15 protein-coding genes are annotated in these 19,316 nt (G+C 73.4%); 5 read left to right on the forward strand and 10 right to left on the reverse strand.

Going from position 1 to position 19,316, the window contains the following annotated elements:
* Window positions 1-3: 3 nt before the first annotated feature.
* Both IF99_RS0102750 and IF99_RS0102755 read right to left on the reverse strand, forming a co-directional pair.
* The gene (locus tag IF99_RS0102750) at window positions 4-1,035 is read right to left on the reverse strand and encodes an aldo/keto reductase (RefSeq protein ID WP_030994671.1); all 1,032 of its coding nucleotides are present in this window, start codon (window positions 1,033-1,035) and stop codon (window positions 4-6) included.
* Window positions 1,036-1,146: 111 nt separating this feature from the next.
* On the reverse strand, window positions 1,147-1,569 hold the full coding sequence (locus IF99_RS0102755; RefSeq protein ID WP_030994672.1) for a VOC family protein: 423 nt from the start codon (window positions 1,567-1,569) through the stop codon (window positions 1,147-1,149).
* Between the two features lie 157 nt (window positions 1,570-1,726).
* On the opposite strand from IF99_RS0102755, the gene IF99_RS0102760 reads away from it, so the two are divergent.
* Window positions 1,727-2,716 (forward strand): helix-turn-helix transcriptional regulator, encoded by a 990-nt coding sequence (locus IF99_RS0102760; protein ID WP_030994673.1) that lies wholly within the window; start codon window positions 1,727-1,729, stop codon window positions 2,714-2,716.
* Window positions 2,717-2,760: 44 nt separating this feature from the next.
* Entirely contained in the window at window positions 2,761-2,985 is a 225-nt protein-coding gene (locus IF99_RS31965) for a hypothetical protein (protein WP_199806443.1), read from the forward strand.
* A gap of 108 nt (window positions 2,986-3,093) precedes the next feature.
* Here the strand turns inward: IF99_RS31965 and IF99_RS33875 are convergent, their stop codons facing one another.
* The 5 genes from IF99_RS33875 to glgA form a co-directional block, all read right to left on the reverse strand.
* A complete protein-coding gene (locus tag IF99_RS33875) occupies window positions 3,094-3,615 on the reverse strand; it encodes a hypothetical protein (protein WP_030994674.1) in 522 nt (173 codons plus the stop codon).
* Window positions 3,616-3,741: 126 nt separating this feature from the next.
* Window positions 3,742-3,915: a hypothetical protein gene (locus IF99_RS33880; protein ID WP_158716575.1), complete on the reverse strand. Its 174-nt coding sequence runs from the start codon at window positions 3,913-3,915 to the stop codon at window positions 3,742-3,744.
* Between the two features lie 333 nt (window positions 3,916-4,248).
* The gene (locus IF99_RS0102775; protein WP_030994675.1) at window positions 4,249-5,736 is read right to left on the reverse strand and encodes an SDR family NAD(P)-dependent oxidoreductase; all 1,488 of its coding nucleotides are present in this window, start codon (window positions 5,734-5,736) and stop codon (window positions 4,249-4,251) included.
* 368 nt (window positions 5,737-6,104) lie between these two features.
* Window positions 6,105-7,331 (reverse strand): glucose-1-phosphate adenylyltransferase, encoded by a 1,227-nt coding sequence (locus IF99_RS0102780; RefSeq protein ID WP_030994676.1) that lies wholly within the window; start codon window positions 7,329-7,331, stop codon window positions 6,105-6,107.
* A gap of 147 nt (window positions 7,332-7,478) precedes the next feature.
* Entirely contained in the window at window positions 7,479-8,651 is a 1,173-nt protein-coding gene (glgA, locus tag IF99_RS0102785; protein ID WP_030994677.1) for a glycogen synthase, read from the reverse strand.
* A gap of 446 nt (window positions 8,652-9,097) precedes the next feature.
* On the opposite strand from glgA, the gene IF99_RS0102790 reads away from it, so the two are divergent.
* Window positions 9,098-9,982 carry a DMT family transporter gene (locus tag IF99_RS0102790; RefSeq protein ID WP_030994678.1) on the forward strand — a complete coding sequence of 295 codons (885 nt, stop codon included), beginning with the start codon at window positions 9,098-9,100 and terminating at the stop codon, window positions 9,980-9,982.
* A 108-nt stretch (window positions 9,983-10,090) separates the two neighbouring features.
* Here IF99_RS0102790 and IF99_RS0102795 read toward each other — a convergent pair whose 3' ends face one another.
* Window positions 10,091-11,407 (reverse strand): transglycosylase family protein, encoded by a 1,317-nt coding sequence (locus IF99_RS0102795; protein WP_030994679.1) that lies wholly within the window; start codon window positions 11,405-11,407, stop codon window positions 10,091-10,093.
* A 291-nt stretch (window positions 11,408-11,698) separates the two neighbouring features.
* Between IF99_RS0102795 and gndA the strand changes: the two genes are divergently transcribed.
* Complete coding sequence (gene gndA, locus IF99_RS0102800; RefSeq protein WP_030994680.1) at window positions 11,699-13,138, forward strand: NADP-dependent phosphogluconate dehydrogenase; 1,440 nt, start codon at window positions 11,699-11,701, stop codon at window positions 13,136-13,138.
* Between the two features lie 601 nt (window positions 13,139-13,739).
* Here gndA and IF99_RS0102805 read toward each other — a convergent pair.
* Together IF99_RS0102805 and IF99_RS0102810 are read right to left on the reverse strand one after the other, a co-directional pair.
* The gene (locus IF99_RS0102805; RefSeq protein ID WP_030994681.1) at window positions 13,740-15,647 is read right to left on the reverse strand and encodes an ABC transporter ATP-binding protein; all 1,908 of its coding nucleotides are present in this window, start codon (window positions 15,645-15,647) and stop codon (window positions 13,740-13,742) included.
* A gap of 172 nt (window positions 15,648-15,819) precedes the next feature.
* Window positions 15,820-17,397, reverse strand: a complete 1,578-nt coding sequence (locus IF99_RS0102810) for a glycoside hydrolase family 71 protein (RefSeq protein WP_030994682.1) — start codon at window positions 17,395-17,397, stop codon at window positions 15,820-15,822.
* Window positions 17,398-17,812: 415 nt separating this feature from the next.
* Here IF99_RS0102810 and IF99_RS0102815 point away from each other — a divergent pair, with 415 nt between their 5' ends.
* Entirely contained in the window at window positions 17,813-19,282 is a 1,470-nt protein-coding gene (locus tag IF99_RS0102815) for a sugar transferase (RefSeq protein ID WP_234340563.1), read from the forward strand.
* Window positions 19,283-19,316 lie beyond the last annotated feature (34 nt).

Genomic DNA, 19,316 nt, shown 5'->3' on the forward strand with positions numbered 1-19,316 from the left:
TTCTCAGGCTGCGGCCCGCTCGTGGGGCGGGCGTCGGCGCAGGTCAGTGCTGGTGAGGGAGGGGGGTGTGTGGGAGACGTCCAGAGGGCCGATGTCGGTGCCGGGCGGGACGATCGCGTCGATCTTGTCGAGGATGTCGTCGCCCAGGGTGATGGTGGCGCCGGCGAGCAGGTCGTCCAGCTGGCCCATGGTGCGCGGGCCGATGATGGCGGCGGTGACGTCGGGGTGGCTGGTCGCGAAGGCCATGGCCAGGTGCGTGAGGGAGTGGCCGGCTTCTTCGGCGAGGGTGAGCAGCCTCTCGACGGCATCCAGCTTGTGTTCGTCGGTGAGATGCCGGGGGACCCACCGCATGCGGGGATTGCCGGGCCGCGGGGTGTTCTTGCGGTAGCGGCCGGTGAGCAGGCCCATGGCCAGTGGGCTCCACACCAGAACGCCCAGGCCGTAGCGCCGGCAGACGGGCAGTACCTCGCGCTCGATGCCGCGGTTGAGCAGGGAGTAGGTCGGCTGCTCGGTTCTCAGGCGGTGCAGGCCGCGCTGCTGGGACACCCACTGGGCTTCGACGATGTCCGAGGCCGGCAGGTTGGAGGAGCCGATCGCGCGGACCTTCCCGGCACGCACGAGGTCGGTGAGCGCGGAGAGGGTCTCCTCGACATCGGTGTGCGGGTCGGGGTGGTGGATCTGGTAGAGGTCGATGTAGTCGGTCCGCAGCCGCTTCAGCGAGCCCTCGACCGCCTGGATGATCCAGCGCCGGGAGCTGCCGCCGCGGTTGGGGCCCTCGCCCATCGGTCCGTTGAACTTGGTCGCCAGCACGACCTCGTCGCGGCGTCCTGCGAGGGCTTTCCCGACGATCTCCTCGGTCTCGCTGTACCCGTAGACGTCGGCGGTGTCGACGAGATTGATACCGGCGTCGAGCGCCCGGTGGATCATGCGCGCGCAGTCGTCGTGATCCGGGTTGCCCATCTTGCCGAACACCATGGTGCCCAGGCAGTAGGCGCTGACTTCGATGCCGGTCCGCCCCAGCTTCCGCATCCGCACGGTGACCTGTTTCCTTCCACTGCTGTACGTACGTGTTCGGCGCCCGCGCCGTCCGGGCCGCCCGTGTGGGCTGTGGCGGCCCGGACGGCGCAGGCGTGTCAGTCGGCCGGCTCAGCCGTTGTACGGGGCGGCGACGTCCAGGACCCAGGTGACGCCGAAGCGGTCGGTGAGCATGCCGTACAGCGGCGCCCACTGCGCGGGCTCCAGCGGACGCACGACGGCCGAGCCCTCGGCGAGCTTGCCCCACAGAGCACTGATCTCCTCGGCGTCGTCACCGCGTACGGAGACGAAGAACGGGTTCTCGCCCTGGTTCCAGGGCAGTTGCGACGGCACGTCGTAGGCCATGACGTGGAAGCCGTTGTCGCCGGCCACCTCGCCCCACATCACCCAGTCCGCCTCGCTCTCGTTCTGCACGGCGCCCGCGTCCTTGTAGGTGACCGCGACCGCGCGTCCGCCGAAGACGGACTGGTAGAAGTCCAGCGCCTCACGTGCGGCGCCCCGGAAGTTCAGGTGAGTGGTGGTCGTGACGGACATGACCTGCTCCTTGCCTCGATGTGACAGATACGCCGCCGACTGCCGAAGTCCCAGTGGCGGCTGCCGACCAGGAGCGGTGCCTCCCGAACAGCTCGTGTGCCACCATGGCGGAGGTACAGGACAGGTTGTGTCCTGTATTGCGGGAAGAATGGATCTCATGCAGAAGACCTCCTCTCGGCTGCTCGCTCTGCTCTCGCTGCTTCAGGCGCACCGTGACTGGTCCGGCGAGGCTCTCGCCGAGCGTCTCGGCATCACCTCGCGCACCGTGCGGCGTGACATCGACCGGCTGCGCGAACTCGGCTACCCGATCACGACCGTCAAGGGACCGGCCGGCGGCTACCGCCTGGAGGCCGGCGCTCACCTGCCACCCATGCTGTTCGACGACGACCAGGCCGTCGCCCTGGCCGTCGCACTGCAGACCGCGGCCACCGGCACCACCGTCGCCGAAGACGCCACCCGCGCCCTGGCCACCCTCCGCCAGGTCATGCCACCTCGCCTGCGCCACCGCATCGACCTGCTGCGCATCACCGCCGTCCAGCCGCCCGCGGCCGACGACACCCCTCAGGTCGACGCTCAGGTCCTGGTGGACCTGAGCCGCGCCATCCACGCCCGCGAGGAACTGCGCTTCGACTACGCCCCGGGCCCGAGCACCTCGGCCGATGACGTGCGCCGCGTACAGCCCCACCACCTGGTCACCTGGCGCCATCGCTGGTACCTCGTGGCCTGGGACCTCCACCGCGAGGACTGGCGCACCTTCCGCGTGGACCGCATCCGGCCCCGCACCCCCACCGGCCCCCGCTTCACCCCCCGCGAACTCCCCGGCGGCAACGTCTCCGCCTTCCTCACCAGCCGGTTCCGCGGCAACGACGGCACCACCACCGACTGGCCCTGCCAAGGCGAAGTCATCCTCCATCTCCCGGCCGCCGACGTCGCACCCTTCGCCCAGGACGGAATCGTCGAGGAACTCGGCCCCGATCACTGCCGACTCACCCTCGGCTCCTGGTCATGGACCGGACTCGCCGCCACCATCGGCCGCTTCGACACCGATATCGAAGTCATCGGCCCGCCCCGACTGGCCACCGCGTTCACCGACCTCGCCGCCCGCTACGCCCACGCCGCACGCACCACAAGGCCGCACCGGCGCTAGGTGCCGCCGTTGGCCAGTCACTGCTCAACACCAAGCTCAACGCGTTGCCGCACCTTGTTCGCGGCATCCGTGACTCGTCAAATGCGCGGGGCATCCGAAGCTGGCCGCCCGAGGCGCGCAGCGCCTACGTGGGGATGATGACCTACTACGACGCCAATGGTCTGCCTGCCGGCAACATGGCCGACCTGCCCAACCTCTTGGGTCGCAAGCCCACAAGCTACGAGCACTTCGCGAGACGGCTGGCAGCGTCAAGGACGGAAAGCCGCTGAGGCGGCCCCATCCGGAAGGGGCGTCGCACAGCACGACTGAATTCTGCGACTCGCGAGCATTCGATCCGCACCCTGGCGGGACGTCCGCGTGTGTCGGACGCCAGAACATCAACGGGATGGTCTACAAGATCCGCACCGGTCTCTCCTGGCGTGACCTGCCGGAACGCTATGGACCGGCCGAAAGAGGATTTCGCGTGCGGTGGGGGCCGTGCCCGCGATGTCCTGGAGGTCCAGGGCGTCGAGCGCGCGGCCGATCGTGCGCAGGATCTCGCAGCGGCGGGCGGAGCCGGTGGGAGGTTCCGGCATCATCTCGCCGAAGGCTTCCAGGTGGATGATCAGCGGGAAAACGTTGTCGTCGAAAACGGCCTGATCCATCCGGCCGGGAACGTACTGCGAGGCACTCCCCGCCGTGGCCGGATCGCCCAAGTCCGTGCGGACCGGGTCCCCGACGCGCATGCAGCGGTTGCGCGGGTGGATGCCCATGACGGGGGTGCCCTCGGGGGTGTGGACGAGTCCCTCGCACCGGAAGCCGGGGACGTGCCGGCCGAAGCCGAGGTCGAGGACCGCCTCGACGGTGCGGCCCACGCGGCGGGCGCTGTGCCGGTGACCTTGAACCAACTGGCGCCCCACGGCGGGTTCCAGGGGTGCCCGGGGCGATGGGCGTGCAGGGGCCCACCGCGGCCCCGGGATGCGCGACGCGCAGGCCCCGCCTCCCGGAAGGGGCGGGGGCCTGCGCGGACCGTGCGGGAGGGGCTGTCAGTCCACGCTGGGCAGGATGTGCGGTTCGGCGAGGTCGTCCTCGTACCCGGCGAGGCGGATGGGCGCCGAGCGGGCCCACACCTCCAGCGAGCCGATCTCCTGGTGACGGCGGCGGGGCGGGGAAGTCGTCCCCTGGCTCCGCTGCTCCATGTGCTTCGTCTCCTGTGTCACCGCGCACTCCTCATGTGTCGGGTAACCCCCGGTACGGCACCGGCCGCTCCCTGTCACCGGGACCTGGCACCGGGCCGCCGCCGGAATTCGCGTCTGGGGCGGTACGGGCGCGGTGGCGCCGGTGGTTCGTACGGGGCGGGGCGAGGTGCGCCCTTCGTCCGGGGACGGACGTCGGGTGAGGGTGTCCACCCGTGTCTGCTGTCCGTTGCAACAGCCTAACCACATGAGCGCGGGCGCGCTCGATGGCGCGGAAATCGGCACCCCGTGCCGCGGGGGAACCTCCGCGATTCAGCCATCCGGATCAGGCCGCACCCGTCCCGGCGGCCCCGCGTGTCACCAGCGCGAGACGCCGTAGTCCTTGAGGAAGACGCCGTACAGGTCCTCACCGGCCTCGCCGCGCACGATCGGGTCGTAGACGCGGGCCGCGCCGTCGATGAGGTCGAGCGGGGCGTGGAACCCGGCCTCGGCGAGGCGCATCTTGTCGGGGTGCGGGCGCTCGTCGGTGATCCAGCCGGTGTCGACGGCGGTCATGAGGATGCGGTCCTGCTCGAACATCTCCTGCGCGCTGGTGCGGGTGAGCATGTTGAGCGCGGCCTTGGCCATGTTCGTGTGGGGGTGCCCGGCGCCCTTGTAGCCGCGCGCGAACACGCCCTCCATGGCGGAGACGTTGACGATGTACGTACGGCGGGCACCGCTCGCCGCCATCGCGGGGCGCAGCCGGCTGATGAGGAGGAACGGGGCGGTGGAGTTGCAGAGCTGCACCTCCAGGAGTTCGACCGGGTCGACGGTCTCGACGGTCTGCACCCAGCTGTTGCTGTCGTGCAGGTCGGGGACGAGGCCCCCGGCGTCGATCGCGGTCCCCGCGGCGATGCGGGCGGGGCTCGCGGAACCGCTCACGAGGGCGAGGTCGGTGACCTCGCGGGCGCTGAGGCCCTCGCCGAGGCGGGGTCCCGGGAGGGCGGCGACGGCGCCGGAGCCGAAGGTGCCGATGACCTCGGTGGCGGGGAGTTCGCCGCGCGGCGGCTCGGCGGATTCGGCGGCGAGGAGTTCGCGGTAGGCGCCGGGCGAGCGGCGGACGGTCTGGGCCGCGTTGTTGATGAGGATGTCGAGCGGCCCGGCCGCGCTCACCGAGTCGGCGAGGGCGAGCACCTGGGCGGGGTCGCGCAGGTCGATGCCGACGATCTTGAGGCGGTGCATCCACTCGGCGCTGTCGTCCATCGCCGCGAAGCGGCGCACGGCGTCCTGCGGGAAGCGCGTCGTGATCGTGGTGTGGGCGCCGTCGCGCAGCAGGCGCAGGGCGATGTACATGCCGATCTTGGCGCGGCCCCCGGTGAGCAGGGCGCGCTTGCCGCTGAGGTCGGCGCGGGCCTCGCGGCGGGCGCGGTTCTCCTCGGCGCACTTCGGGCACAGCTGGTGGTAGAAGGCGTCGACCTCGGTGTACCTGGCCTTGCACACGTAGCAGGAGCGAGGCCGCTTGAGTATTCCGGCGAGGCGGCCCTCGGAGCGCGAGCTGGGCAGGGCGCCGCGCGTCTCGTCGTCGATGCGCTCGGCGGAGCCGGTCGCGGTGGCCTCGGTCACGGCGCGGTCGTGGGCGGTCTTGGCGGCGCGGCGGTCCTGGCGGCGGCGCTGCTTCACGGTGCGGTAGATACCGGCGGTGGCGCGGCGGACCGTCACGGCGTCGGGGTGGTCGACATCGAGCTGGTCGAGTTCGGCGAGGACGTCGAGGCAGATGGCGAGCCGTTCGGGGTCGATCCCTGGTCCGTACACGTGCTCGGGGGTCTCGGGCGCTGTCTCGTCGCTCGGGAGGGTGGGCACCGTCATCGCTGTTTCCTTGTGGTCCTGAAGGCCGCACGCCACCGGGCGTGGCCCCCTGTGCGCTCCGGCGCGCACCACGGCGCGGGACCGGGGCAGGGGAGCGGGGCAGCTCCCGAGGGTACGTGGCGGCTCGCCGACCCGACAAACCGCCCGCCGCGAAGGGGAGGCGAGGACCGGGCGGCGGGGGTGACCGATCCGCCGGAGCCCGGCGCCTCAGTCGGCGCTCCAGGCCGCGGGTGAGTGGGCGGCCATCGCCCCGGCCGCACGGGACGGGGCGATGGGGGCGCGGACGAGGCGGCGTGTCCGGCGAGGACGGGCGCACTGGCGGCGAGGGCGCGGGGCCGTGACGAGGCCGAGGCCCTCACCGCACCGGCTCACCCCCGCTCCCCCACCCGCGCCCCCTTGCCCAGCGCGACGACGCCGCCCGGCGAGATGGTGTACAACTCGGCGTCCCTGTCCGGGTTCACGCCGATCGTGGCTCCCGGCGGGACCTCGATGTTCTTGTCCAGGACGGCGCCGCGCACCACCGCGCCGCGCCCGACCCGTACCCCCGCGTGCAGCACCGAGCCCTGCACGACGGCGCCCGGCTCGATGACGACTCCGGGTGAGAGCACGGAGCCCGTGACCTGGCCGCGGATGACGCACCCGGGGCTCACGACGGACTCGCCCGCGAAGCCGCCCGCGCAGAACTTCGCCGGCGGCAGGGCGTCGTTGTAGGTGTAGATGGGCCATTGGCGGTTGTCGAGGCTGAAGGCCGGCCGGTCCTTGACGAGGTCCATGTGGGCCTCGTAATAGGCGTCGAGGGTGCCGACGTCGCGCCAGTAGCCGTGCTCGTGCGGGGCCTCGCCCGGGACGCGGTTGTCGTCGAAGTCGTAGAGCTGCGCCTCGCCGCGACCGGTGAGCAGCGGGAGGATCGAGCCGCCCATGTCGTGCGCGGAGGCGGGGTCGGCGGCGTCCTGCTGGAGGGCGTCGATCAGGACCTTCGTGCTGAAGAGGTAGTTGCCCATCGAGGCGTGGACGTGGTCGGGGTCACCCGGCAGTCCGGGCGGGTCGGCGGGCTTCTCCAGGAAGGAGGTGATGTGCCGGCCGTCCGGGCCCGGGACGATGACGCCGAAGGCGGAGGACTCGGCGCGCGGCACCTTCAGCCCCGCGACGGTGACCCCGGCGCCGCCCTCGATGTGGGCCTGAAGCATCTGGCGGGGGTCCATGCGGTAGACATGGTCGGCACCGAACACGGCGACGTAGTCCGGCTGTTCGTCGTGGACGAGGTTGAGGGACTGGAGGATCGCGTCGGCGCTGCCGAGGTACCAGCGCGGGCCGAGCCGCTGTTGCGCGGGCACGGGCGTCACGTAGTTGCCGAGCAGGCTCGACATGCGCCACGTGGTGGTGACGTGCCGGTCGAGCGAGTGCGACTTGTACTGGGTCAGGACGCAGATCCGCAGGATGTCGGCGTTGACGAGGTTCGACAGGACGAAGTCGACGAGCCGGTACGTGCCGCCGAAGGTGACAGCGGGTTTCGCGCGGTCGGCGGTGAGCGGCATGAGCCGCTTGCCCTCCCCGCCCGCCAGGACGATCCCCAGAACCGAAGGTCCGCCGCGCATGACGCCCCCCTCCCGGCGGCTCCTTCGCCGCCGTGCCGTCCCGCCGCAGGGCGGGTGCGATGCCTCGTGTGGTGCGGGTGGTGCTCTTGTGGTGCTGGTGGTGCGGGTCCGTGCGGTGGTGCGTGTCGCGGGTGGTGCGTGGCGTCCTCAGATGCGGGCCAGGACGTGCTCGTACACCTCGACGGTGCGCCGGGCGATGCGGTCCCAGCCGAAGTCGCGGACAGCGACGTCGCGCCCGGCCGCGCCCATGAGCGCCGCCGTGCGCGAGTCGGCGACGAGGCCGTTGAGCGCGTGCGCGAGGCCCCGCTCGAAGGCGGCCGTGTCGTCCGGGTCGTACGGGACGAGCAGCCCGGTCACGCCGTCGCGCACCACCTCGGGGATACCCCCGACGGCCGAGGCGACGACGGCGGTGCCGCAGGCCATCGCCTCCAGGTTGACGATGCCGAGCGGTTCGTAGACCGAGGGGCAGACGAAGGCCCTGGCGTGACTGAGCAGTTGGACGATGTCGGGGCGCGGCAGCGGCTCGGGTATCCAGTGCACCCCGTCCCGCGCGGCGCGCAGTTCGGCGACCAGGGCGCGGAACTCGGCGTCGAGTTCGGGGGTGTCGGGCGCTCCGGCGCAGAGCACGAGCTGCGCGGCGGGGTCGAGGAGGCGGGCGGCGCGCAGGAGGTGCGGCACGCCCTTCTGGCGGGTGACGCGGCCGACGAAGAGGACGTAGGGGCGGTCGGGGTCGATGCCGGCGCGGTCGAGCGCCGCGGTGTCGGGGCTCGCGCGGTAGAGGTCGGTGTCGATGCCGTTGTGGACAACGTGGACCCGCTCGGGGTCGAGGTCCGGGTAGCAGCCGAGCAGGTCGGCACGCATCCCGTGCGAGACGGCGATCACGGCGTCGGCGGTCTCGACGGCGGTGCGCTCCGCCCAGGAGGAGAGCGCGTAGCCGCCGCCGAGCTGTTCGGCCTTCCAGGGGCGCAGCGGTTCGAGCGAGTGTGCCGTGAGGACGTGCGGGATGCCGTACTGCAGCTGGGCGAGGCGGCCCGCGAGCGCGGTGTACCAGGTGTGCGAGTGGACGAGGTCGCGGTCCGCGAGGGAGGCGGTCATGCCGAGCCCGGTCGAGAAGGCCCGCAGCGCCTCGCCGGCCCCGTCGGGCAGCGGTGCCGCCCGGTGCCGTACGACCCCGGGACGGGCCTCCGTCTCCGGGGCGTCCCAGGCGTGCACGACGAGGTCGGTGAGGATGCGCAGCTCGCGGGCGAGGAATTCGACGTGCACCCCCGCACCGCCGTAGACATGCGGCGGGTACTCCCTGGTCAGTAGTCCTAGGCGCATGCGTCCCCCGTCCGCGTCGTCCCTGGCGTCCCTGCGGCACCGTCCATGCTCGCCCACCGGGGCGGCCGGTGGAAGACCGCGTGCCCGCGCCGGGGCGGGACGTCTCTCGTCCCCCGGATGCCCCCGCACGGCCTGTTCACCCGTGCGGAGGCCGCGCGAAGATCTCGCGGAGCCCCCGCGCGGTGCGCGCGAGGGGCCAGGCGGCGGGCCCGCGGAGTCCGTGCGCCGGCCGGCACGCCGCTCGGGCGCCGTCGTCGTACGGGAGTCGTACGTCGCGGGGGCGCGTGCCGCCTCGCCCGCGCCCGTCCCCCGCCCGACACGCCCCCGGGTGTACTCCCACAGCAGTACGTCGATGCGGGTGCCGGGGGATGACGACGGGATGCCGTCCGGCGGGGAAGGGTGAACCGTATGAGTGCCGATCGACTCCCGCAGCGCCGGAGTGCTTCATGAGCGACGTCCCGCTGTCCGTGCTCTTCGCGCTGGCCTCCGCCGTCGCCTACGCGGCCGGGGCCATCGTCCAGGAGCGGGTGGCGGTCCAGCAGGGGCCCGCGGGACACGCGCCGTGGCGGCGGCCCGCGTGGTGGGGCGCGGTGGCGCTCAACGGGCTGGGCGCGCTGCTGCACGTCGGGGCGCTCGCCTTCGGGCCGCTGAGCCTCGTCCAGCCGCTCGGCGCGCTGACCATCGTCTTCGCGCTGCCGCTGGCGGCGCTGCTCGTGCGGCAGCGGGCGAGCGCGGCGGCCTGGCGCGGGGCACTGCTCGCCGCGGCCGGGCTCGCGGGGCTGCTCGCGCTCACCGGGAGCGGCGGCGAGCGGGTTCCGGCGGGGCAGGCGCTCGGCGTGCTCGGCCTCGTGACGCTCGGCACGGTGCTCACGCTGCTGCTCGTGGCGCGCGGGGTGCACCACTATCCGGCGGCGCGCGGCGGTTTCGTCGCGGCGGCGGCCGGGGTGGCCTTCGGGATGGCGTCGGTCTACACGAAGACCGTCACCGACCGGATCGCGCACGAGAGTCCCTTGGAGATGCTGCCGCTGCTCGGCGCGGTGGGCGTGCTCGCGTGCGCCGGGATGCTCCTGTCCCAGGCGAGCTACCGGGGCGCGGGCCTCACGGCCCCTCTCGCGACCCAGACGGTCGTGAACCCGGTGACGGCGGCGGCGGTGGGCTTCGCGCTCTTCGGCGAGCACATGAGATTCGGCGTCCTGGGCGAGGCGGGGGCGGCGGTGGCGGGCGCGATCGCCGCGGTGGGCCTCGTCCGGCTGACGGTGGGCAGAACGGCATCGCCGTCGGCCCCGGAGCCGCCCGCGGCGGTCACGGAGTCGAGCCCGTCGGGCGTGTGAGGGCCGGACGGGAGGCCGGACCCGGGCGCTGCCGTCCGCCCCCGCGCCCGCCACGCCGCCGAGCCGCCCCGGCCGGTGTGTTCCGGTCCCGGGCGGCTCGCGGTTCGGTCAGATGGGGACGCCCCCGGCGCGGAGGTAGGCCAGGGGGTCGATGTCGGAGCCGAAGCCGGGGCCCGTGCGGACCTCGAAGTGCAGGTGGGGGCCCGTCACGTTGCCCGTCGCGCCGGAGCGGGCGATGCGCTGGCCCTCGGCCACGTGCTGGCCCGCGCGGACGTTGAGCGCGGAGAGGTGCGCGTACTGGCTGTAGCGGCCGTCCGCGTGGTGGAGGACGACCTGGTAGCCGTACGAGCCGCCCCAGCCAGCCGAGACCACCGTCCCGGCTCCGATCGCCTTGACGGTCGTGCCGGTGGGGACCGGGAAGTCGACGCCCGTGTGGTACCCCTTCGACCAGGAGGAACCGGCCGCCCGGTACTGCGTGCCCGTGCCCGCCGCGACGGGGGCGGTGAGCCGGTGGCCCGTGCTCGCGGTCTTCCGGGGAACGGCGGCCTTCTCGGCCTTCTTCGGCTCGGCTTTTTTCGGCGCGGCCTTCGTGGGCGCGGTCTTCTTCGGCTCGGCCTTTTTCGGCTCGGTCTTCTTCGGCGTGACCTGCTTCGGGGCGGCCCGCCGGGGCTCCGCCTTCTTCTCCGGCACCCGCTCGGCCGTACGGGGTCCCGGCTTCCCGGAGAGCGCGAGGTGCTGGCCCGGCAGGATCAGGTCGGGGTCGGCGCCCACCGTGCCCCGGTTCAGCGCGTACAGCTGTTCCCAGCCGCCCTCGACGTGCCGCTCGGCCGCGATGCCCGAGAGGCTGTCCCCGGGGACGACCGTGTACAGCCGAGCGGTGCCCGCGCGGGACTGCGGTGTCTTCTCGGGTCCGTGACCGGCGGGGGGCTTGCGGGGCGCCAGGCGCTCGGCGGCGGCCTTCTCCTCCGGCTGGGCCGCGGGAGCCGCCTTCGTCTGCGTCCGCGGCTTCACCGGCGCGCTCGCCGGGTTCACGGCGGGAGCCTCGCCACCCCGCGCGAGCCCGGCGCGGGGCGCGCAGGTGGGCCAGGCGTGGGGCCCCTGGCTCTTGAGCACCTTCTCGGCGACGACGATCTGCTCTGCCCGCGTCGCCTGGTCGGCACGCGTGGCGTACGCGCTGCCGCCGAACGCCTTCCACGTGCTGGTGGTGAACTGGAGCCCGCCGTAGAAGCCGTTCCCCGTGTTGATGTCCCAGTCCCCGCCGGACTCGCAGCGGGCGACCTTGTCCCAGGTCTGTTCGGTGGCGGCGGTGGCCCCGCCCGCGGCGACGAGCGGCAGGGCGAGACCCGCACCGCCCGCCGTGACCGTGAGCGAGGCGCGCTGGATGCGGGGCGGCTGGGGACGCCGGTGACGGCCACGTAACGCCATGAGGACTCCCTCGTACGACGGCAGCTCCGCAAAGTTAAGGGGCGCGCACCCTGCGCGACAAGCGGTTGGCGACAAGACGCAGCTCAGGAGGGGCCTCGGAGCGGGCGCACGGCGGGCCGCGCGAGTCCCCCCGGGCGGAGGGCGCGACCGGCGGCGCCCCCTTCCCCAGGAGGAGGCGCCCGCCCTTCCCCAGGAGATTCCGCACCGCCCCGGACATACTGGTGTGCGCATCGGTGTTGTGACGCCTGACACCGGCGGCTCCCCGCCGGTCAGTGACAAGGAGTGACACACATGAGCGCTTCCGCTCAGATCGGCGTGACCGGACTCGCGGTCATGGGCCGCAACCTGGCGCGCAATTTCGCGCGTCACGGTTACACCGTCGCCCTGCACAACCGCACCGCGGCGAAGACCCACGCCCTCGTCGAGGAGTTCGGCGACGAGGGCTCCTTCATACCCACCGAGAGTGCCGAGGAGTTCGTGGCGGCCCTGGAACGGCCGCGTCGGCTCGTCGTCATGGTCAAGGCGGGCGAGGCGACGGACGCGGTGATCGACGAGTTCGCCCCGCTCCTCGAAGAGGGCGACATGATCGTCGACGGGGGCAACGCCCACTTCGCCGACACCCGCCGCCGCGAGCGCAAGCTCCGCGAGCGGGGCATCCACTTCGTGGGGACCGGTATCTCGGGCGGCGAGGAGGGCGCGCTCAACGGGCCGAGCATCATGCCGGGCGGCTCGAAGGAGTCGTACGAGGCCCTCGGGCCGATGCTGGAGAAGGTCGCCGCGAAGGCCGAGGACGGCGCGCCCTGCGTGACGCACATCGGCCCGGACGGCGCCGGGCACTTCGTCAAGATGGTGCACAACGGCATCGAGTACGCCGATATGCAGCTCATCGGCGAGGCGTACCAGCTCCTGCGCGACGTCGCCGGGTACTCGCCCGCGCGTATCGCCGACGTCTTCCGCACCTGGAACACGGGCCGCCTGGACTCCTACCTCATCGAGATCACCGCCGAGGTCCTCAAGCACACCGACCCGAGCACGGGCAAGCCCTTCGTGGACATCGTCGCGGACGCGGCGGAGCAGAAGGGGACGGGGCGGTGGACGGTGCAGATCGCCCTCGACCTCGGCGTCCCCGTCTCGGGCATCGCCGAGGCGGTCTTCGCGCGCGGCCTCAGCGGGCACACGGCGCTGCGCGAGGCGTCGGGGCACCTGAGCGGACCGTCCCCGAAGCCGCTGGAGGAGGCCGAGGCGGCACGCTTCGCCGACCAGGTGGAGCAGGCGCTCTACGCCTCGAAGATCGTCTCGTACACGCAGGGCTTCCACGAGATCGCGGCGGGCAGCGCCGAGTACGGCTGGGACATCGACCTCGGCGCGGTCGCGTCGATCTGGCGCGCCGGGTGCATCATCCGCGCCGCGTTCCTCGACCGCATCACGGCCGCCTATGCCCAGCAGCCCGAGCTGCCGAGCCTGCTCTCGGACCCGCGCTTCGCGAGCGAGGTCGAGGGGGCGCAGGGCGACTGGCGGGACGTCATCGGCACGGCGGTGCGCCAGGGCGTCCCGACGCCGGGCTTCTCGACAGCGCTCGCGTACTACGACGCCCTGCGCGCCCCCCGGCTCCCGGCCGCGCTGACGCAGGCACAGCGGGACTACTTCGGGGCGCACACGTACCACCGGGTGGACCGGGACGGCACCTTCCACACGCTGTGGGGCGGGGACCGTTCCGAGGCGGAGTCCTGACGGGGTGCCGGTGAAACCGCCGCGCTGAGACGGCGGCAGGGGCGAGAAGGAGGAGGGCGGCCACCGCGAAGGTGGCCGCCCTCCTCCGTGGGCGCCCGGTCGCGCTCCCGGCTGCCTACACCGGTCCCGGCTGGGGTTCCGGGTCGGGACCGGGCGACGGTGGCACGGGGGACGGCGCCGGGCCCGGCAGCGGGGGCTGCGGCTGCGGGTCCGGGACCCCCGGCCCCGGGCCGGGGACCGGCGTCGGCGAGGGCGGCACGGGGTCCGGCGTGGGCGAGGGCCCCGGGCCGGGGGGCGGGGTCGGGCGCGGCGGCTCGGGGTCGGGTACGGGGTCCGGCGGCGTGGGCGTCGGGCCCGGCGTCGGCGCGGGCGGCATGGGATCGGGCGGGCTCGTGAACTCCGGCCCCGTGCCCGGGGCGCTGCCCGGAGCGGTGGCGGTCATGACGGGTCTCCTTCCGGCCTGTGACGACTGCGGCTTTCGGAGTCCTCCCCCGCCTACCCACCCGCGTCGCGGCCACGCGGCCCGCCTGAGCCGGATGGACCAGCCCGGACGGTCGCGCGGCGGCCGGGCCACGGGACGCGGCGCCCGTGCCCCGGCCCGTCACCCGACCGCGATACCCGCCTCCCTGGCGCCTTCGCCCGCCCCGCTCCCCGCCTCCGTCACCCGCGCCTCGTGCAGCGCCGTGTACCGGCCCCCGAGCGCGAGGAGCTCCTCGTGGGTGCCGCGCTCGGTGACGCGGCCGTCCTCGACGACGAGGATGAGGTCGGCGGCGCGGATGGTGCTCAGCCGGTGGGCGATGACGAGTGCCGTGCGGTCCGCGAGGGCTTCGGCGAGTGCCTCGCGCACGGCGGCCTCGGAGGAGTTGTCGAGGTGCGCGGTCGCCTCGTCGAGGATGACGACGCGCTGCCCCGCGAGGAGCAGCCGCGCGAGCGTGAGCCGCTGGCGTTCGCCGCCCGAGAGCCGGTAGCCGCGCTCCCCCACGACGGTGTCCAGCCCGTCCGGGAGGCGCGCGACGAGGGCGTCGATGCGGGCGCGGCGCAGCGCCTCCCACACCTCGCGCTCGGTGGCGCCGGGGCGGGCGATGAGGAGGTTGGCGCGGACGGTGTCGTGGAAGAGGTGGCCGTCCTGCGTGACCATGCCGACGGTGGCCCGCAACGAGGCGGCGTTCAGCTCCCGTACGTCCACCCCGCCGACCCGCACGGCGCCCGCCCCCACGTCGTACAGGCGCGGCAGCAGTTGGGCGAGGGTGGACTTCCCGGCGCCCGAGGGGCCGACGAGGGCGACGGTCTGCCCGGGCTCGGCGCGGAAGCTGACGCCGTGCAGGACCTCCTCGCCGCCCCGGTCGTCGAGCGTCGCGACCTCTTCGAGCGAGGCGAGCGAGACGGCGTCGGCGGCCGGGTAGGCGAAGCGGACGTCGTCGAAGGCGATGCCGACAGGGCCCTCGGGTATGTCCTTCGCGCCCGGACGCTCGCGCACGAGGGGAACGAGGTCCAGGACCTCGAAGACCCGCTCGAAGCTCACGAGCGCGCCCATGATCTCGACGCGGGCCCCGGCCAGCGCGGTGAGCGGGGTGTAGAGGCGGGTGAGGAGGAGCGCGAGCGAGACGACGGTGCCGGTGTCGAGGCTCCCGGCGAGTGCGAGGGAGCCGCCGAGTCCGTAGACGAGGGCGAGCGCGAGGGCGGAGACGAGGGTGAGGAGGGTCAGGAAGACGGTCTGCGTCATCGCGACGCGGACGCCGACGTCGCGCACGCGGGCGGCGCGGGCCGCGAACTCGGCCGACTCGGCGCGCGGGTCCCCGTACAGCTTGACGAGCGTCGCGCCGGGCGCGGAGAAACGCTCCGTCATGCGGGAGCCCATGGCGGCGTTGTGCTCGGCCGCCTCGCGGCTGAGCGCGGCCATGCGGCGGCCCGTGCGGCGGGCGGGGACGACGAAGACGGGCAGGAGGACGAGGGCGAGGAGCGTGATGCGCCACGAGAGGGCGAGCATGACGGCGAGGGTCAGCAGGAGCGTGACGAGGTTGGTGGCGATCCCGGAGAGCGTGCTGCTGAAGGCGCGCTGGGCGCCGATGACGTCGTTGTTGAGCCGGCTGACGAGCGCTCCGGTGCGCGTGCGCGTGAAGAAGGCGACGGGCAGTTTCTGGACGTGGTCGAAGACGGCGGTGCGCAGGTCGAGGATGAGTCCTTCGCCGATCGTGGCGGAGAGGCGGCGGCCGACGAGGGTGAGCGCGGCCTCGGCGAGCGCGGCGAGGGCGATGAGCCCGGCGAGGGCCACGACGCGGGCGCGAGTGCCGCCCGAACCGATCGTGTCGACGACGTCGCCCGCCAGGAGCGGCGTCGCGACGGTGAGGAACGCGGCACCGACGCCGGTGAGCAGGTAGGCGAGCAGCGCGCGGCGATGGGGGTGCGCGAAGACGGAGATACGGCGCAGGGTCGCGCGGGCGAGCGGGCGGGCGGCCTGTTCCTGGCGGAATGCCTGGAGTTGGGACCAAGCGGTCATGTCGAGGCTCATGCACGGGACGCTAGGAGCTCAAGCAATGTCGAGGTCAAGCGCGGCTCCGACGGGGAAGAGCGCTACCGCGTGGGTGACGGCGACACGACGTGGGCGAGGGTTCTGAGCGGCGTGGGCGAGGACGCACGGGCGAGCCCCGGAGCCGTGCGACAGCCCCTCCCCTGGCGGCCCCTCACTCCCCCGCCGTCGTCCCCGTCCGCCCCGAGGACACCCCGTAGTACTGGAGGTCCTGGACCTTCGGTTTCGCCTGGACGGGGTACTCGGTGCGGACCGAGGCCGTGCGGGTGCCGTCCCGCCAGATCTCGCCGGTGGCCGTGCCCGTGCGGAGCGGGACGACGAGGGGGTGGACGCCGGTGTTGAGGCGCTCCTCCTTCGTGGCGCCGTCCTGGAGGACCCGGACCGCCGCGGGGGCGCTGAGGAAGGCGAGCGCCTCGACGGTGTCGCGGGCCGGGGCCGAGTTGTCCCGCAGCCGCATCGTCCTGGCGGCGCCCTGGGCGGGCGAGGCGGCGGCGAACTGGGTGCGCGAGGTGACGTACACGGTGTCGCGGACGATCTTCGGCCAGTCACCGGTCTTGAAGCGGGTCAGGTAGTACGAGGCGAGGTCGAGGTAGGTGTAGCCGTTGTGGAGCGAGGGGGCGAACTGGGTGCCTTCGCTGTAGTCGTTCCAGGTCGTGAGCTGGACCCAGTCGGCGTCCGTGTCGATGGCGGCCTGCCAGCTCGCCCGCAGGGTCGCCGTGTTGCCCGCCTCGTCGTAGACGCCCTGGTTGGGCCGCGCGTCCTGGACCGAGACGGGCTGCATCCACAGCTTGCCGAGCCCCTTGGCGCGCGCGACGTCGGCGGCGGCGCCGTCCTGCGCGGTGTAGCTGCGGTTGCCCCACTCGCTGAACCCCTCGCTGAGCGGCGCGAAGCGCTCCGCGTGGGCGGGGAAGTCGAGGAAGACCGGCAGGAGGGCGGCGTCGGTGCCGTGCTCCGTGCGGAGGGCGTCGAGGACCTGGCGCCACCAGGCGGGGTCCTTCGCCTCGGCCTTGAACGGCGAGACGACGAGGCGGCCGTCGGCGAAGCGCCCGGCGGCGGGCGAGGCGGCGAGTTCGGCGAGGCGAGCGGCGAGCGTGCCGGGGTCGGTCCCGGCGAGGGCGACCATGTCCGGCATGAGGACGATCCGGAACCCGGGATCGACGGCGTGGGCCGCCGTCATGAGCAGTTTGGCGCGGTCCCAGTTGGGCCCGGAGAGCGCGAGGAGGTCGACGGTGAAGCCGTCGAGCCCGGCGTCGCGCGCCGTGCGCACCTCCTGTTCCAGGTTGGCGCGCTGCCAGTCGCCCCTGCCCGGGGCGACGGGGCGCGGGCGGTCGCGCAGGAGGCCGCCGTACGCGGCGTGCTTGCCTCTCTCGCCCTCGGGGCGCAGGTAGTTGCGGGCGTAGTAGTCGGCCCCGGGGGGCTGGTTGTCGAGCGAGAGCGGATACGGCGTGAAGTAGTGGGCGTAGACCTTCTTGCCGCTCGCGTGCAGGGTCCTGACCGCGGGCAGGTCGAACGGCAGCGCCTCGGCGGCGGGACGGACGGCCTTCGGGAGCGGCGAGGCGGCGGCGCCCTGGGGCAGCGGGCGTGCGGCGGTGCTCTGCCCGCCGTCGTCCCTGCCGCCGAGGGCGAGCCCTGTCCCGGCGACGAGGCCGAGCAGGGCGAGACCGAGCAGGACGGCGAGCGGCAGCCGCAGGCGGCGTACCGGCGGGATGCGGCGGTGCGGCGGCAGCGGCACGGCTGTCCCCCTCGGTCACGGGCGCCCGGGCACGGGGCGGCGTCGGTGGTGGTACGGGCGCCTGTAGTACAGCGGATCGGAGGCCATCCCACAACAAGAGGCCGAAACTCCGCCACTCACGTCACTTCCGGCCAAAGGCGATCAAGCTCGCCCGCCGTACACGCCCTGCGCACAGCTCGGGCATACTGAGGCCACTTCGTTCGCTCAACGAACACCCGCGCGAACAGGCGTCGGCACGCCCTGCCGCCACCCCCGCAACGGGGGGTTAACCGCGGGTCACCGGATGCGGACTTTCCTGTAAACGGAGCTACACGCGGCCCGGTGCGTGGCTTAGTGTTCTCCCTTGCCACGCTTGTTCGCCGTTCGGGGGTTCGGCCGACGGGCCGTGGTTCGTCAACACGTGCCGGGGGGGTACATGTGGCATGTCCAGTCGCCTGAGACCAGTGCGTCCGCTGTCAGCCGGCTGCCCAGGGGGCTGCCCCCGGGCAGCAAGCCGCGCTGGTACCAGCCGGTGGCGCTCTTCGTCGACCTCGCCGGTACGGCCGTGCCGGTCGCTCTGCTGTTCCGTCACGACGGCCAGCCGCACCCGCTGATCAGCGCCGCCGTCGCCGCGCTCGCCTGGCTGCTCGTCCAGGCGTTCCGGCAGCGGTACACGCGCCGCGCGATCGGCGAGTCGCGCGGGGCGCTGCCCGTCCTGCACGACTGGCTGATCCTGCTCGGCGTCCTCGCCTTCGTCTACGTCGCCGTCGACCTGCACCACAGCCAGCTCGTGAGCCTCGGCGCGCTCCTGCCCGCCCTCGTCCTCACGCTCGCCTGCCGCAAGCTGACCTTCCGCCACCTCGCGAAGACCCGCAGGGCCGCGCAGGGCGTGGTGCGGGTGCTCCTGCTCGGCGAGCCCTCGGCCGTGGAATCGGTCGCCGGGCACCTCGCGGGGCACACCAACCACCCGTACGTCGTCGTCGGCGTCGTCGCGCTCGGCTCCGCGCCGCTCGACGCGGGCCTCAGGCTCGCGGCGCGGCTGCCCGACGAGGCGGAGACGACGCCGGGGGCCGACACGACGCTCGTCCTCGCCGCGTCCACCGAACTCCGCGTCGACCTGGTCCTCGTCGTCGCCGGACGTGTCATGTCCGGGGCGCGGCTGCGCCAGTTGTCCTGGGGCCTGCACGACGCGGGCCTCGAACTCGCCGTCGCGCCGGGGCTCGTCGAGGTCGCGCCGAAGCGCGTCGAGACGACCTCGGCCGCCGGGATGGCGCTGCTGCGCATAGCGCCGCCCGTGCGGCGCGGGATGCAGCCGGTGCTCAAGACCGTCCTGGACCGCGTGCTCGCCGTGCTCGGCATCGCCGTCGTCTCGCCGCTCCTGCTCGCCATCGCGCTCGCCGTCAAGCTCACCTCGCGCGGCCCGGTCTTCTACCGCAGTGAGCGCGTCGGGCAGAACGGCGTGCCGTTCATGATGTGGAAGTTCCGCTCGATGAAGGTCGGCGCCGACGCGATGAAGGCCGAGCTGGCGAGCGAGAACGAGAACGACGGCGCCATGTTCAAGATGCGCAGGGACCCCCGGGTCACCCGGGTGGGACGCCTCCTGCGCCGTACCTCGCTCGACGAACTGCCGCAGCTCCTCAACGTCGTGAGCGGGCAGATGTCCCTCGTGGGGCCGCGCCCGCCGCTGCCGGACGAGGTCGCCACGTACTCGGAGACCGAGCGCCGCCGCCTCGCGGTGCGTCCGGGGATGACGGGGCTGTGGCAGATCAGCGGGCGCTCGGACCTGTCCTGGGACGAGACGGTCGCGCTCGACCTGAGCTACGTCGACAACTGGTCCTTCACGAGCGACGTGGACGTCATGGCCCGTACGCTCCGCGCCGTCGTCGACGGGCGCGGTGCGTACTGACCCGGGGCGGGCCGTCCTTAGCCGCGGCGCGCCC

This window comes from Streptomyces sp. NRRL F-5630 (assembly GCF_000719475.1).
Taxonomy (GTDB): domain Bacteria; phylum Actinomycetota; class Actinomycetes; order Streptomycetales; family Streptomycetaceae; genus Streptomyces.